16 protein-coding genes and 1 pseudogene are annotated in these 14,754 nt (G+C 40.8%); 10 read left to right on the top strand and 7 right to left on the bottom strand.

Annotated elements, in window-relative coordinates; genetic code table 11:
* The 3 genes and pseudogenes from J2S23_RS10595 to radC all read left to right on the top strand — a co-directional run.
* Positions 1-115: pseudogene (locus tag J2S23_RS10595) on the top strand (IS30 family transposase); the annotation flags it as partial.
* A gap of 137 nt (positions 116-252) precedes the next feature.
* A complete protein-coding gene (locus J2S23_RS10590; protein WP_307122694.1) occupies positions 253-1,311 on the top strand; it encodes a serine hydrolase in 1,059 nt (352 codons plus the stop codon).
* 134 nt (positions 1,312-1,445) lie between these two features.
* On the top strand, positions 1,446-2,126 hold the full coding sequence (gene radC / locus J2S23_RS10585) for a RadC family protein (protein ID WP_307122693.1): 681 nt from the start codon (positions 1,446-1,448) through the stop codon (positions 2,124-2,126).
* Here the strand turns inward: radC and J2S23_RS10580 are convergent.
* The 7 genes from J2S23_RS10580 to J2S23_RS10550 all read right to left on the bottom strand — a co-directional run bounded on the left by J2S23_RS10580 (position 2,123) and on the right by J2S23_RS10550 (position 7,252).
* Entirely contained in the window at positions 2,123-2,815 is a 693-nt protein-coding gene (locus J2S23_RS10580) for a gamma-glutamyl-gamma-aminobutyrate hydrolase family protein (RefSeq protein ID WP_307122692.1), read from the bottom strand. The two genes, radC and J2S23_RS10580, sit on opposite strands and share 4 nt — an antisense overlap.
* A gap of 8 nt (positions 2,816-2,823) precedes the next feature.
* Complete coding sequence (locus J2S23_RS10575; protein WP_307122691.1) at positions 2,824-3,468, bottom strand: redox-sensing transcriptional repressor Rex; 645 nt, start codon at positions 3,466-3,468, stop codon at positions 2,824-2,826.
* A gap of 439 nt (positions 3,469-3,907) precedes the next feature.
* The gene (locus J2S23_RS10570) at positions 3,908-4,126 is read right to left on the bottom strand and encodes a DUF4649 family protein (protein ID WP_307122690.1); all 219 of its coding nucleotides are present in this window, start codon (positions 4,124-4,126) and stop codon (positions 3,908-3,910) included.
* 7 nt (positions 4,127-4,133) lie between these two features.
* The gene (locus J2S23_RS10565; protein WP_307122689.1) at positions 4,134-4,481 is read right to left on the bottom strand and encodes a DUF1831 domain-containing protein; all 348 of its coding nucleotides are present in this window, start codon (positions 4,479-4,481) and stop codon (positions 4,134-4,136) included.
* A gap of 2 nt (positions 4,482-4,483) precedes the next feature.
* Entirely contained in the window at positions 4,484-5,599 is a 1,116-nt protein-coding gene (locus tag J2S23_RS10560; protein ID WP_307122688.1) for a cysteine desulfurase family protein, read from the bottom strand.
* Positions 5,596-6,588 carry a ribose-phosphate diphosphokinase gene (locus tag J2S23_RS10555; protein WP_307122687.1) on the bottom strand — a complete coding sequence of 331 codons (993 nt, stop codon included), beginning with the start codon at positions 6,586-6,588 and terminating at the stop codon, positions 5,596-5,598. Before J2S23_RS10555 ends, J2S23_RS10560 begins: the two co-directional genes overlap by 4 nt.
* A gap of 88 nt (positions 6,589-6,676) precedes the next feature.
* Positions 6,677-7,252, bottom strand: a complete 576-nt coding sequence (locus J2S23_RS10550; protein WP_307122686.1) for a CYTH domain-containing protein — start codon at positions 7,250-7,252, stop codon at positions 6,677-6,679.
* 81 nt (positions 7,253-7,333) lie between these two features.
* Between J2S23_RS10550 and yjbM the strand changes: the two genes are divergently transcribed.
* Genes yjbM through J2S23_RS10515 form a run of 7 tightly spaced genes read left to right on the top strand, consistent with a single transcriptional unit; the run spans position 7,334 to position 14,485 of the window.
* Complete coding sequence (gene yjbM, locus J2S23_RS10545) at positions 7,334-7,999, top strand: GTP diphosphokinase (protein WP_307122685.1); 666 nt, start codon at positions 7,334-7,336, stop codon at positions 7,997-7,999.
* Positions 7,974-8,804 (top strand): NAD kinase, encoded by an 831-nt coding sequence (locus tag J2S23_RS10540; protein ID WP_370868718.1) that lies wholly within the window; start codon positions 7,974-7,976, stop codon positions 8,802-8,804. The genes yjbM and J2S23_RS10540 overlap by 26 nt, the downstream gene beginning before the upstream one ends.
* A complete protein-coding gene (locus tag J2S23_RS10535; RefSeq protein ID WP_307122684.1) occupies positions 8,801-9,700 on the top strand; it encodes an RluA family pseudouridine synthase in 900 nt (299 codons plus the stop codon). Before J2S23_RS10540 ends, J2S23_RS10535 begins: the two co-directional genes overlap by 4 nt.
* A 34-nt stretch (positions 9,701-9,734) precedes the next feature.
* Positions 9,735-10,715, top strand: a complete 981-nt coding sequence (pta, locus tag J2S23_RS10530) for a phosphate acetyltransferase (protein ID WP_307122683.1) — start codon at positions 9,735-9,737, stop codon at positions 10,713-10,715.
* A complete protein-coding gene (locus tag J2S23_RS10525; protein WP_307122682.1) occupies positions 10,715-12,448 on the top strand; it encodes an ABC transporter ATP-binding protein in 1,734 nt (577 codons plus the stop codon). The genes pta and J2S23_RS10525 overlap by 1 nt, the downstream gene beginning before the upstream one ends.
* On the top strand, positions 12,441-14,183 hold the full coding sequence (locus J2S23_RS10520; RefSeq protein WP_307122681.1) for an ABC transporter ATP-binding protein: 1,743 nt from the start codon (positions 12,441-12,443) through the stop codon (positions 14,181-14,183). Before J2S23_RS10525 ends, J2S23_RS10520 begins: the two co-directional genes overlap by 8 nt.
* Positions 14,184-14,200: 17 nt before the next feature.
* Positions 14,201-14,485: a rhodanese-like domain-containing protein gene (locus J2S23_RS10515; RefSeq protein ID WP_307122680.1), complete on the top strand. Its 285-nt coding sequence runs from the start codon at positions 14,201-14,203 to the stop codon at positions 14,483-14,485.
* The last annotated feature ends 269 nt before the right edge of the window (positions 14,486-14,754 follow it).

The following is a 14,754-nucleotide window of genomic DNA, read 5'->3' as shown; positions in this document are numbered from 1 at the left end:
CTCACTAACGACAGAAGAGCTCTGTTGTTATGTCTCTGCTATCAATAATAGACCTAGGCGACTTCACCACTATAAAACCGCAAATTTTCTGTTTGGGCTAGCCCAAACAGCCTAAACAAAGGCATTCTAATTCAGTATCGAACGTGTTGCACTTGACTTGACAATGTGCCGTTCCTCAAAAAATACAAAAAACCTTTAGTATTTTATTGCTTATTTTCATCCCATTTCATATAATAGAGACTAGGTGATTTAATGAAAAAGAATGAGTTAGTAATTGTATTAGGTTTAATGGCTGTATTGGCATTAACAGCTGGATTAGTGATTGGAATAAGCAAACAGACAGCACCTGTTAATGACCAAGGTGAAACGTCTGTACCAACATCCTCTTCAGATATCAAAAATGGTACAGAAGAAGAAGCGGCAGAAGTATCGTATTTGAAATCAGATGAAGCCAAGCAAGCGGTCATGGATCAGGATCTAGCCCTCATGGATGCTTATGGTCTTCACTATGATTATGCCCACCTTTCGCTCCCTGAAGTTGTTCAAGTGTATTTGGATGAAATTGGGGCACCTCACTCTAGTGTAGCTTTCAGCTATAAAAATACTGAAACGGGTGAAATCATTGCCATGAACGAATTGCAGCCAATGACTGCTGGTTCGACCTATAAACTTCCCTTGAACATGCTAATTGTTGATGATGTCTTAAATGGGCAATTTTTTATGGATAAACCCTATGATATTGTTAACCTCTCCTTTGAAAATGAATCGGAATATCTAGCTTATCGCGGACAGTTCGGCAATGCTATGACCATCTCAGAAATGCAAGAGTATTCTTTGGTCTATTCGGAAAATACGCCAGCTTACGGGATGATTCAGATGCTAGGAGGGTTTGAGGCGGCATATAAACTCTTTGGGCGATATGGCCAATCTAGAGCTGATATAAAGGCCATTGACTTAGAGTCAGGGAACAAGACAACGACAGACTATTATATTCAGGTCTTAGACTACCTTTGGCACCATCAAGAAAAATATAGTGATATTTTATATTATTTAGGTATTTCCTTTCCTAATCAGTACTTCAAGGCATATTTATCTCATTTGACCATTTACCAAAAACCAGGTTACTATGCAGAAGCCTTGAATGTTGATGCCATTGTCTATGAGGAAACACCTTATCTGATAGCTCTTTATACTGCAGGTCTTGGGGGTTCCAATGCAGAGACAACTGAAATCAACGGTCTTGGCTATGTTCAGTTGACAGAATTAACCTATGTGATTAATCAATGGCACAGGGTCAATCAAAATCCTTGATAAGAGGTTTTCTAAATTATCTTTTTGTAGGAGTGGTCCAAAGCCACTTCTTTTTTTGATGTATTAGTGGTAATGATGTCAACTATAAGGCATTAAACTGGTTGAAAATACGAATAGAGTAGTAGGAGGAAATTATGTATAGTATTTCAATTGAACCAGAATCATTAATGCCTAGGGAGCGCTTGCTTCTTGAAGGCGCTGAGACCTTAAGTAATCAGGAATTATTAGCCATTTTGTTGAGGACAGGGACCAAAGGGCAATCGGTCTTTTCAGTTGCTAATGGTATTTTAAACAGTTTAGAGAGCCTGCATGAGTTAAAGGAATTGTCCGTTCAGGAACTGCAAGGGTTATCTGGAGTTGGTAAGGTAAAAGCTATTGAGATCAAAGCAATGATTGAACTTAGCAAACGCATTAATCAATCGACTTATCGGCAGATGGAGCAAATCCTAAGTAGTGAAAAACTGGCCAAACAACTAATGCAACATTTGAGTGAGAAAAAGCAAGAGCATTTGCTTGCTATCTATTTGGATACGCAAAATCAGATTATTAAGCAAGAAACTATTTTTATTGGAACAGTTATGAAGTCAATAGCTGAACCAAGGGAAATTTTACACTATGCTATTAAATATATGGCGACATCAGTCATTATTGTACACAATCACCCTTCAGGGAGAGCGAAGCCAAGTCCTAATGATGATCAATTCACGATGGCAATTAAAAAGGCCAGCGAGTTGCTTGGCCTAGTCTTATTGGATCATTTAATTATTGGGAGCGACGAATATTACTCCTATCGGGAAGAAACAGATCTGCTCTAGAGTTGATTGACAATAAAATCAAAGAGCATCAGATCTTCTTGACGATGGTCAATCATAAATTCTGGATGCCATTGGACACCCATGTAAGGGTACCCATCATTTGACTTGACTGCCTCAATAATATCATCATCTGCAGAATACCCGATGATTTCAAGATTATTAGCTAATCTTTTAATAGCTTGACGGTGAAAGGAGTTGATTGAAGGACGTTCTCCGAAAATATCTGATAAGGCTGTGCCTGCAGATAGGATAACTTCATGCGTAGGGTGCATAGCTGAAAGGTCCTGCCAGTGAGATTTAATTTCCTGGTGCAGAGTGCCTCCCATCGCAACATTAAAGAGCTGGGTTCCTCGGCAAATCGAAAAAATGGGTTTTCTTCGTTTTACCATTTCACGGATAAGAGAAAGTTCAAATTCATCGCGATCTCGACTGTAATCATCACTTTTAATCGTCTTTTCTTCCCCATAATATTCTGGAAGGACATTTTGTCCACCTGTCAAAATGAGTTTGTCAATGGTGTCAGCATAGCTTGCAGCGAGGTCAGGGGCACCAATGGGCAGGACAAGTGGGACACCACCGGCCTTCTGGACACCTTCAACATAGCCCTTAGCACAGTAGACTTGAAAGAAATTACGGTCTTCAGGATTGTATTCAATATTGCTTGAAATGCCGATAATCGGATGAGTCATAGATCTCCTTATTGTTCTTGTCGCATAAAATAGAGTAGGGTTTGTAGTTCACTTGTTAAATCAACGTATTGGACAACGACATCTTTAGGGACGTTCAAATTAATGGGTGAGAAGGACAAAATTCCTTTGATACCAGCTTCAACAAGTTGATCAGCAACTTCCTGGGCCTTAACACTAGGTACGGATAAAATAGCCGTCTGCGCTTTAGCTTCAGCCACTTTTTCGTTTAAATCAGCCATCGGTAAAATCGGAATACCGTCGGCTGATGTCGTTCCGACAAGCTCATTGTCCTCAACATCAAAAGCAAGGACGATTTTCATTTTATTTCGCTCATGAAAACGGTAATTAATCAAGGCACGACCCATATTACCAACGCCCACTAGAACGACATTGGTGATGGAATTGTCGTTTAAAATATCAGCGAAGAAATTCATTAATTTTTTAACATCATAGCCAAAACCACGGCGGCCAAGCTCTCCAAAGTATGAGAAGTCACGACGTACTGTGGCAGAATCGATGCCGATAGCTTCGGCAATTTGCTTAGACGATGCTTTTTCGATGTTTTCTTTGTTGAATCGCTTAAAAATGCGATAGTAGAGGGAGAGCCTTTTTGCTGTAGCTCTTGGAATAGATTGACCTTTATCATTTTTCATGCTCAAGTTGCTCCTTGTTCGATAGTATTATTTTAAATAAAGTTTGTGAAAATAGCAATTTATATCACCTAAAAATAACAATTCCAACTGATTTCAGACTTTTCAGGAAATAATGTATACATTGAATAAAATGTTTTCGGATCGGTTTCTATAGATTGAACCAAAGAGAGCTTGCACTGGGGAGACATTTAAGGAATTTGAAGAAATAGGAAATGGATCAAATATTGACAAGATCATATATCCATGGACACTGTTTTTAGAATTCTTAGTGGATTTGGACAGTGTTTGTAGACTTTCTGCAAGAACTATTAAGAGTGTTAGTATCCTCAGCCCTAATTGTCCTACATAATGCCATTCGAACTTAGCCACCTATTAAAAAAGAGGAATTCTATCCCATTCAATAGAGTTCCTCCTATATTTTTAAAGGGTATCCCATGTTTTAAAGGTAGGAATGAAGGTCCCTTGCTTGAATGTTACGATAGAGGTCACCGATAACGCCACTATATTCTATGTTGTGACCGTTAATGATGACTTTTGTAACCTTTAAATGATCTGGAACTGTTAAACAGCCTGCAAATGCTCTGAAAAACTCGTCCATATGAGTAAACTTTAGATGGCGTTCCTGCTTGTAACTGTCTAGATAACTGATTTCAACCATGCCAGACCTAGTTTTCTACTTTGTTAAAAATATCGCGTTCAACTAGACTATCCATAAGGAAAAAGAATTTTTGTTGAATAATGGTGTTAGCGCTAGGTTTAAAAATATCGACGATACGAAGGCCAGATTTGTCTGTAATGTTGATTTTAAAACCATCTAAATCTTTATTGATGATAATTTTTAAGAGGAATCCTTCTCCAGAATTAGGAACTTCTTCTAAAAGACGTGTGAGTTCAAAATTTCCTAATTTATTTTGGAGAAAGGTATTATCAAGCAGGGTATATTTACGAATTTGAGGATCAATTTCGTATGTGTAAGGGCAGTTTTTTAAAGTAACTTTTTTGTCAAAAGCCATGGTTATTCTCCTAATAGTTTTAATAATTGAGTTGAAAGCGTATCGATCTCTTCAAGGGTGTTGTATTTTGAAAAACTAATACGGACACTTTCCTTGAGAAGTGGGTGCTGTGCTCCATAGAGGGCCTCGAGGACATGACTCGGTTCAATATTTCCTGCCGTACAGGCTGATCCACTTGAAATAGAAATCCCTAATAAATCAAGTCGCATGAGTAATTGTTCATTTAGTTGACCAGGAAAAGCGATGTTGAGCACATAGGGAAGATTGTCTTGGTCTTGATTAACGGTAAGCTTCAATGGTGATAAAGCATTTAGAAGGGCATCCCTCAATTGTTGCACATGAGTCATACTGGTTTGCCAAGACGCTAGACTTTCTTCTAGAGCACTTGCCATCGCAGCAATGCTGGCTAAATTTTCAGTACTGGCACGGCGTTTGTCTTCTTGATTGCCACCATGAAGAAGAGGATGGAGACGATTGGTGTCGGTGTATAAAAAACCAACTCCTTTTGGACCGTGAAATTTATGGCCTGAAGCGCTCATCAGGTCAATCCCAAGGTCTTCTGGGTGTATTGGTAGTTTACCGACTGCTTGAACAGCATCGACATGAAAGACGGCTTGGTGGTCTTTTAGCAACTGACCAATGGCAGCGATTGGTAAGAGATAGCCAGTCTCATTATTAGCAAACATGGCAGAAACAAGAATCGTATCAGGACGAAGCGCTTCTTGAAATTGTAGAGCGGTGTATTTGCCTTCAATGGGCTTTAAATAGGTCACTTCAAAACCATATCTTTGTTCTAATTCTTCTAACGGGTGAAGGACAGCGTGATGTTCGATAGCAGTTGTTAAGATATGCTTGCCCTTTTCCATATTGGCCAAGGCATATCCAATCAATGCTAAATTATCTGCTTCGGTCCCACCAGATGTAAAGATGATGCGATTGGGGGAAGTTTCAAGGGATGAAGCAATCGATTGACGAGCATTTCTAAGGATTTGAGCTGCCTGACGACCATGGGTATGAAGGCTTGAAGGATTGCCAAATGTGGTTTTCGAAACAGTAAGTAGGGTATGTATCGCCGTTTCTGACAAGGGAGTCGTAGCGGCATTATCGAGATAAATCATTCATTGTCCTTGTTGGTTGCTTTTTTAGCCTTTTGGTAGGCAAAAAGTGGGCTGACAGGTTTACGCTCATGGATACGAATCAGGGCATCAGCAATTAACTGACTTGCTGAAAGGTATTTGACATGATTCGGGGTTTCTTCTTTTGTGGCTACAGAGTCTGTCACTACAATTTCCTTGATAGGAGCAGCATTTAACTTTTCAGCAGCTTTACTAGCAAATAAACCATGACTAGCAAAAGCATAGATTTCTGTAGCACCTTCTCGTTGAAGAGTATGGGACGCTTCAGTAAAAGTAACACCTGTGTTCAAAATATCATCGATGAGGAGGGCAATTTTTCCATCGACTTCACCAATAATGTAGCCTTTTTGACGACCAGCGTCGTCTTCTTCATGATCAATAATAGCGATTGGAGCATCCAGGTATTCTGCTAAAGATCGTGCTCGTTTAATCCCAGAATTTTTAGGACTAACAACGACAACATCTGACCCTTTTAGACCTAGACTAACACAATATTCTGCAAAGAGGGGGATCGTGTAGAGGTTGTCAACAGGGATATCAAAGAACCCTTGAATCTGAGACGCATGGAGATCAAGAGTCAAGACGCGATCTACACCGGCCTTCACAAGCATATTGGCAACCAGTTTAGCAGTAATCGGTTCACGAGAGCGGGCAACACGATCTTGGCGAGCGTAACCAAAATATGGCATGACAATGTTGATCGAGTTAGCTGATGCTCGGTTACAGGCATCAATCATAATGAGCAATTCCATCAGATGATTATTGACTGGATAGCTGGTCGATTGGATGATGTAGACATCGATGCCCCGAACCGATTCCTCGATATTAATTTGAATCTCACCATCTGAGAATTGGCGAGAAGACATTTTTCCAAGAGGGATGCCGGTCTCTTTCGAAATTTTCTCAGCTAATTCACGGTTTGAATTCAGCGAAAATAACTTGATTTGTTTGTCGGGATAGCTCTTTGACATTACAATTTGCTCCTTTAGGCTTAATTAATTCTATTTTAACAAAAAAAGCTGAAAAATTCAGCTTTCAATCATAGAATGAATAGGTAACTTACGCATCATCTTTTAATATGGATTGGGTAAAACGGGCTACCTTTGATTTGGCATACTTGAAATCGATTTGTTCCTGTGCCAAAAACTGTTCAAATGCATGTTTCCCCTGGTCAGGATCAGAGACTTCCAATTCTAGCTCATAGTCTACGATGCCTGAGTAATGGTTTTCATCCAGCGCCATCAGACCAATAGGAAGCAAAGTTTCGCGACGATGGGTGGTCAAGTCTCCTTTTTTCACAATACTGTCTATTTTAAATCCGGAATCTTCAAGCAACTGAGTAATAGCATTTGGCTTCAGTTTATTCCTTTTGATCATCTGCTCAGCATCTTCAAGGCTAAGAGGAATATTATGCTCCATATTGCCCACTTCTTGAGGGATTTTTAGGGTCATTTCAGCATGATCGCTAAATGTTCTGATTCGTAAAGACAGTTTGGCTTTGCGAAGGTGAGACGTTTTGGTATCAAAGTAATGGTTGGTTTGAGTGATGAGAGGAACTGTTGAAAATTTCTGCGTTAAGTTCTCGAATTCTTTCTTGCTGAGCAGGGTCTTGTACTCGATTTCAATTTGTTTCATGGTCATTTTCCCTTTTTATGGTATAATATCTAGAGGATATTCTATCCTAAAAGAAGGAAAATAACAAGGCTGGAGGCTGGTATGAATTGGGAAGAATTTTTAGACCCTTATATCCAGGCGGTAGGCGAGTTAAAAATTAAACTGCGTGGTATTCGTAAGCAGTACCGCAAGCAAAATAGACATTCCCCAATCGAATTTGTGACTGGGCGTGTTAAATCGGTTGAAAGTATTCAAGAAAAAATGGCTTTAAGAGGCATTAAGCTTGAAAATGTTGCTAAAGAAGTCCAAGATATTGCCGGCGTTCGTGTCATGGTGCAATTTGTTGATGACGTCGCCGAAGTTTTAGAATTGATTCACCAGCGTCAAGATATGCGTGTTGTGCACGAAAGAGATTACATTACCTATAAAAAAGCGAGTGGTTATCGGAGTTACCATGTGATTATTGAGTATCCTGTTGAAACGATTTCTGGGACAGAGGTTATTTTGGCTGAAATTCAAATCAGAACACTTGCAATGAACTTTTGGGCAACCATTGAGCACTCGTTAAATTACAAGTATAAGGGAGAGTTTCCTGAAGAAATCAAACAACGGTTAGAAATCACCGCTAGAATCTCTAACCAGTTAGATGAGGAAATGAGTAAGATAAGAGACGATATTCAAGAAGCACAATTGCTTTTTGACCCCGTCCATAGGAAACTTAGTGATGGTGTAGGAAATAGTGATGACACAGATGAAGACTATAAATAAAAAAAGGATTGCTCTTATGGCGAGTCGGAATCCTAAAAGTGAAGCAGTATACAATCAACTGTTTACCGCATTAAAGGATGCAGGATTTATCCTAAGCAGTAAGCAACCTGATGTCGTTATCTCAATCGGTGGAGACGGCATGCTTTTATCGGCCTTTCATAAGTATGAGCATCTTTTAGACACGGCTCGATTCGTTGGGGTTCATACTGGTCACTTAGGCTTTTATACAGATTACCGTGATTTTGAAGTTCAAGAATTAGTTGACAATTTGAAGCTAGATAGGGGAGCTAAAATTTCCTATCCTGTTTTGCGTGTTGTCGTTCAGCTGAAAAATGGTGAAAAAATCACCTATCGTGCCTTGAACGAGGCTACCTTGAAAAGACTTTCGAAAACAATGGTTGCTGATGTGATGATCAATCAGGTTCATTTTGAACAATTTAGGGGAGATGGGCTTTCGGTGTCGACTCCAACTGGGTCAACAGCCTATAATAAGTCTTTAGGAGGATCCGTCCTTCATCCTACGATTGAAGCCTTGCAATTAGCTGAAATAGCTAGCCTGAATAACCGTGTCTACCGTACTTTGGGATCATCTGTGATTGTTCCAAAAAAAGATAAAATTGCTATTTTGCCTGTTCATAATGACCGATACAGCCTGTCTGTAGATAACAAGACCTACATTTATGATAATATTGAGGCAGTTGGGTTCTATCTCGATGATACTAAAATTCATTTTGTAGCGACACCTAGTCATACCAGTTTTTGGGAGAGAGTTAAGGATGCCTTTATAGGTGAGGTTGACGCATGAGATTCGAATTTATCGCTGATGAGCATGTCAAGGTCAAAACCTTTCTTAAAAAACATGAAGTGTCAAAATCCTTATTGGCTAAAATAAAATTCAAAGGGGGCAACATTCTTGTCAACAATCAGCCCCAAAATGCTATCTATTTGTTGGATGTTGGGGACAAGGTAACTATTGATATTCCTTCTGAGGAGGCGTTTGAAAATCTGCAGGCGGTCTCTAGACCACTGCAGATTGTTTATGAAGACGATCATTTTATGGTTATTGAAAAACCTGCTGGTGTCGCATCGATTCCAAGTATTTTGCATTCCAACACGATCGCTAATTTTGTTAAAGCATACTATGTCGAAAAAAACTATGAAAACCAGCAAGTTCATATTGTCACGCGCTTGGACAAGGACACGAGTGGTCTTATGCTTTTTGCTAAACACGGTTATGCTCATGCGAGATTGGACAAACAGCTTCAAAAAAAAATGATTCAGAAAAAATATTTTGCGCTTGTTAAAGGTGAGACTGAGTTGGAGGACAAGGGCGAGATCATCGCGCCTATTGCTCGACCGGAAGATTCCATTATCACGCGCTGTGTCCACAAATCTGGGAAATACGCCCATACAAGGTATGAAACGGTTGCGCGTTATAAAGGTGGTATTCATTTAGTGGATATTCATCTCTTAACCGGTCGAACCCACCAGATTCGTGTTCACTTTAATCATATTGGCTTTCCGCTTTTAGGGGATGATTTGTATGGTGGCAGTTTAGGAGATGGCATTACGCGACAAGCGTTGCATTGTCATCGTTTAGAGTTCTACCATCCTTTTGAAGAGAAACACATTATTCTGGAGAGTTCATTACCGGATGATTTTCAAGCTGTAGTAACACATTTGGAGAAAAAAAAGGTATAATAAAAGTATTAGTAATAATAAAAAGGAGTTTATCATGCAAATCTTTAACAATATGAAATCACGCTTGATTAATCAAGAAGTGAAAATTGTTTTCCCTGAAGGGGAAGAACCACGTATCCTACAAGCGGTTAAAAACTTGGTCAAGGAAAAATTGGTTGTCCCTGTTATTTTGGGAAATGAGAACAAAATTTCGGCTTACCTTGAAATTGAAGGGGTTACTTCAGGCTTTGAAATCATTGATCCAACGACCTACAATGTCAATGAAATGGTATCGGCACTGGTTTCTCGTCGTCAAGGTAAGGTGGATGAAGCTCAAGCGCGTGAATTGTTAAAAGATGTGAACTATTTTGGCGTGATGTTGGTTTATATGGGTTATGCCAAAGGAATGGTTTCTGGTGCGATTCACTCAACGGCTGATACTGTGCGTCCAGCTCTTCAAATTATCAAAACAAAACCTGGTGTATCTAGAACGTCTGGTGCTTTCTTGATGGTGCGTGAGTCTGACCATACCCGTTACATGTTTGGTGACTGTGCGATTAACATTCAACCAGATGCCCAAACCTTAGCTGAAATTGCGGTAGAAACAGCTAACACAGCTAATTTGTTTGGTATTGATCCTCGTGTGGCTATGTTGAGTTTTTCTACGAAAGGTAGCGGTAGTAGCCCAGATGTTGATCGTGTAGCAGAAGCAACATCAATCGCTAAGACACTTCGTCCAGATCTTGCCCTTGATGGGGAATTGCAATTTGATGCAGCTATTGATATGGCAGTCGCTGACATCAAAGCACCAAACAGCCCTGTTGCCGGTAAAGCAACTGTCTTTATCTTCCCAGAAATCCAATCTGGTAACATTGGTTACAAAATTGCAGAACGGTTAGGTGGCTTCTCAGCAGTTGGTCCAATTCTTCAAGGGCTTAACAGTCCTGTCAATGACCTCTCTCGGGGCTGTAACGCTGATGATGTATACAAATTAACGATTATAACAGCTACACAAGCCTTGGATGGAGCGAATTAATGAAATCACTCTTGGTCTATATTAAAGGATATGTTAAAGAAGCTTTCCTTGGCCCTCTGTTTAAGTTGCTAGAGGCTAGCATTGAACTCCTTGTCCCCTTGCTGATTGCAAGAATGGTAGACCAGATTATACCTGACAATAACCAAGGCGACTTGGTTATTGTTGTATTCTGGCTATTTGTTCTAGCAGTACTTGGCGTATTGGTTTCAGTCACAGCCCAATACTTCTCTGCTAAGGCTGCTGTGAGGTACACGCAAGGGTTAACCGATGATTTATTTGCCAAGGTCATGCGCTTGCCACAAGCTGAGCGGGATCGTATCGGACATTCATCATTAGTGACTCGCTTATCAGGGGACACCTTTCAAATCCAAACAGGAATCAACTTGTTTTTGAGGCTCTTTTTAAGGGCACCGATTATTGTCGTGGGTGCCATTATCATGGCCTTTCTCTTGAGTCCGAAAGTAACATTGATTTTTGTCTTCATGGTTTTGCTGTTGTTTATCTTAGTCTTTGGGATTTCTAGAATTACAGCGCCAGCTTATCAGAAGTTGAGAAAAGGGCTTGACCGTATAGTTGGATTAACTCAGGAACAGTTGTCTGGTATGCGTGTGGTAAGAGCCTTTACGCAAACTGAGCGTGAAAAGCAATCTTTTGCAGAAGAAAACAATGCTTATCTTAAAGCTCAGGTAAAGGTCGGCCATTGGGCTGCCTTTCTATCACCCTTGACTTTCTTTGTGGTCAATGTGAGCTTAATCATTCTCTTGTGGCGTGGTCAACAATATGTTTCGATGAGCCTGCTTTCTCAAGGGGCCTTGATGGCCTTGGTTAATTACCTGCTCCAAATCTTAACGGAATTGTTAAAGGTTGCTACCATGACCACCAACCTCAACCAGTCTTATATTTCAGCGCAACGTGTGTTGGAAGTTTTTCAATTACCAGATGAGGATATCCTAGCACCAATTGAGGAATACGCTACAGATAAAAGGATTGCTCTTGAAGCCACAAAGGTGACCTTCCAGTATCCAGGTGCAAGCGAACCCTCTCTAACTGGTTTAGCGTTAGCAGTTCAGCCTGGTCAGGTATTAGGCGTTATCGGAGGAACAGGGTCAGGGAAATCGACCTTTGTTCAACTCTTATCAGGACTTCGTCAGGTCACATCAGGTAACCTCACTCTCTACAAAAAGGGGGCAAGTCCTGCTAATCTTAAAGAATGGCGGGAATGGGTAGCAGTCGTTCCTCAAAAAGCCCAATTGTTTAGAGGGACCGTTAGGGAGAACCTCTTATTAGGAATGGAAGCAGTGGCAATTTCTGAAGAGCAGTTGTGGCTTGCTCTCGAGCATGCACAGGCTGCTGACTTTGTTAAAGCTAAAGAAGGTGGCTTAGATGCTGTTGTCGAAGCCTTTGGTCGCAACTTCTCAGGAGGTCAACGCCAGCGGTTAACCATGGCTAGAGCCTTATTGCGAAGAACTCCATTTCTCGTTTTAGATGATGCCACATCAGCCCTTGATTACCTCACAGAAGCCAAACTTTTACAAGCTATTGCGACCCATTATAAAGACATGACCTTAATTTTAGTCTCCCAGCGAACACGTACGCTTAAATCAGCAGATCAAATTGTTGTTTTGGACAAGGGGGAGCAGGTCGCTCTTGGAACCCATGATGAGTTGTTATCGACCTCACCCGTTTACCAAGATATTCATTATTCACAGCATCAGGAGGTGACCCATGGCTAAAAAAGAAAAAACGTCCAGCCTTGGGCGCTTGATGATGCGCTTTAAGGGCCAAACCCTTTTGATTGGACTAGCTGTCATTGGGACCATTATTCAAGTGGCCTTAACGGTTTATCTTCCTGTCTTGATTGGTCGAGCTATTGATAGCGTCGTTTATCCTAATGGCCAGCAAGTGATCGGCACGATCCTTCTGCAAATGGCTCTTGTGATTGGCTTGAATACAATTATTCAGTGGATCAATCCTTTGGTTTTCAATCGCCTCATCTATCAGATGGTTGCCAAATTAAGAGAAGAAGTGTTGTACAAACTACATCATTTGCCCCTTTCCTATTTAGATCGCCAATCTGTCGGTGATTTGGTGAGTCGTGTGACGACGGACAGTGAACAGTTAACAAACGGGCTTTTAATGATTTTCAACCAGTTCTTTGTTGGTGTGTTAACGATTCTCTTGACGATTTTTAGTATGGGCCGTTTAGATGGCTTTATGCTGTTGCTCGTTATTGGACTGACGCCGTTATCTCTTTTAATTGCACGCTTTATTTCTAAAAAGAGTTACCGTCTCTTTCAAGATCAGACCAAGGCTAGAGGTCTTCAGACCCAGCATTTAGAAGAAGCCATTGGGCAACAAAGTTTAATCCAAAATTTTAATGCCCAAAGCCAAATGACGCAGACCTTTAAAACCCTTAACGGTGCCTATAGTGCTGCGACCCAGGGAGCTATCTTTTATTCTTCAACCATTAACCCTGCGACCCGTTTTGTCAATGCTCTGATTTATGCCTTACTGGCTGGATTTGGAGGCTTGCGTATCATGAGAGGGCAATTTACTGTTGGTCAATTAACAACCTTCCTTAACTATGCGACCCAGTATACTAAGCCATTTAACGATATCTCTTCTGTTTTTGCAGAATTGCAGAGCGCTTTAGCCTGTGCCGAACGCCTATTTGCGATTTTGGATGAGGCTGTCATTAAGGATGATGGAACAGTCACTATAGAGACGGATGCTGTCAAAGGTGCGATTACCTTTGAGAATGTTCAGTTCGGCTATGTTCCGAATCGGATTTTGATGCAAAACTTGACCTTATCTGTCCCTGAAGGCAGTAAAATCGGGATTGTAGGGCCAACAGGTGCTGGAAAATCAACCATGATTAATCTTCTCATGCGCTTTTATGATCCGAATGCTGGACAGATTCTACTTGATGGTATCCCGACTAGCCATTACAGTCGAGAGGCCTTTCGCCAGCAAATCGGTATGGTACTGCAAGAGACTTGGCTAAAAGCAGCAACAGTCCATGATAATATTGCTTATGGGGTTCCAGACGCAAGCCGTGAAGATGTCATTGCTGCTGCCAAAGCTGCCAATGCCGATTTCTTTATCCGTCAATTGCCAAATGGTTACGATACATTCTTAGAAGATGCAGGCTCCAGTCTTTCTCAGGGGCAGGCGCAATTATTAGCTATTGCTCGCGTTTTTCTTCAGGAACCGAAAATTTTAATCCTTGATGAAGCGACATCTTCTATTGATACTCGGACAGAATTGCTGATTCAAAAAGCCTTTGAGAAATTGATGAAGGGGCGGACAAGCTTTGTAATTGCTCACCGTCTTTCAACGATTGAAGATTCTGATGTCATCCTTGTCATGGTTGATGGGGATATCGTGGAGTCTGGAAATCACGATGAACTCATGGCTTTAAAAGGTGTGTATCATCAAATGCAGACGGCGCAAGAAGCATTAGCTTAGTAAAATAAGGAGAAGTTATGACATCCATTTCAATGGAAAGCTTTAAAAACATACATGAAAAGAATCCCGTATCGCTTATCGATGTGCGTCCAGAAGCCTTATACCAGGAAAACCATATTCCAGGTGCTGTCAATATTTCTTTAGAGGAATTGGAGAACCGTCTTGCGGAACTCTCACCAACAGATGCACATTATATTGTCTGTCAGAGAGGGGTTAAATCAGAAGTGGCAACAGCCCTTCTCACTGAAAAAGGGTTTGATGCCACCAATGTCGAAGGTGGGACTTTGGCTTGGAAAATATAATCACCTCTTAACGGTGAGGACCTTAGTGATAAGCTAGCCAATAATGTTTGTAGAGTGGCCAGAATTTTTGGGTGACGTTGACAGGCTTTCACCAAGATACCATACCCTCTCCCTTTTAAAATTTTTGACATTCAAAAAACGACCTTGAGACAATCTGTCTCAAGGTCGTTTTTAATTTATGTGACTTTAAGTCCGTTTCGCTCCGCAGGTGCGAAACAAATAAACCACCCGCTATGCGGGTGCGCATCGCTGGTTATACCAAAAAACTC

Source organism: Streptococcus moroccensis, from assembly GCF_030812835.1.
In the GTDB taxonomy this organism is placed as follows: Bacteria; Bacillota; Bacilli; order Lactobacillales; family Streptococcaceae; genus Streptococcus; species Streptococcus moroccensis.
Note: the sequence above shows the minus strand (reverse complement) of the source record. Positions and strands in the feature narration are given on the sequence as shown.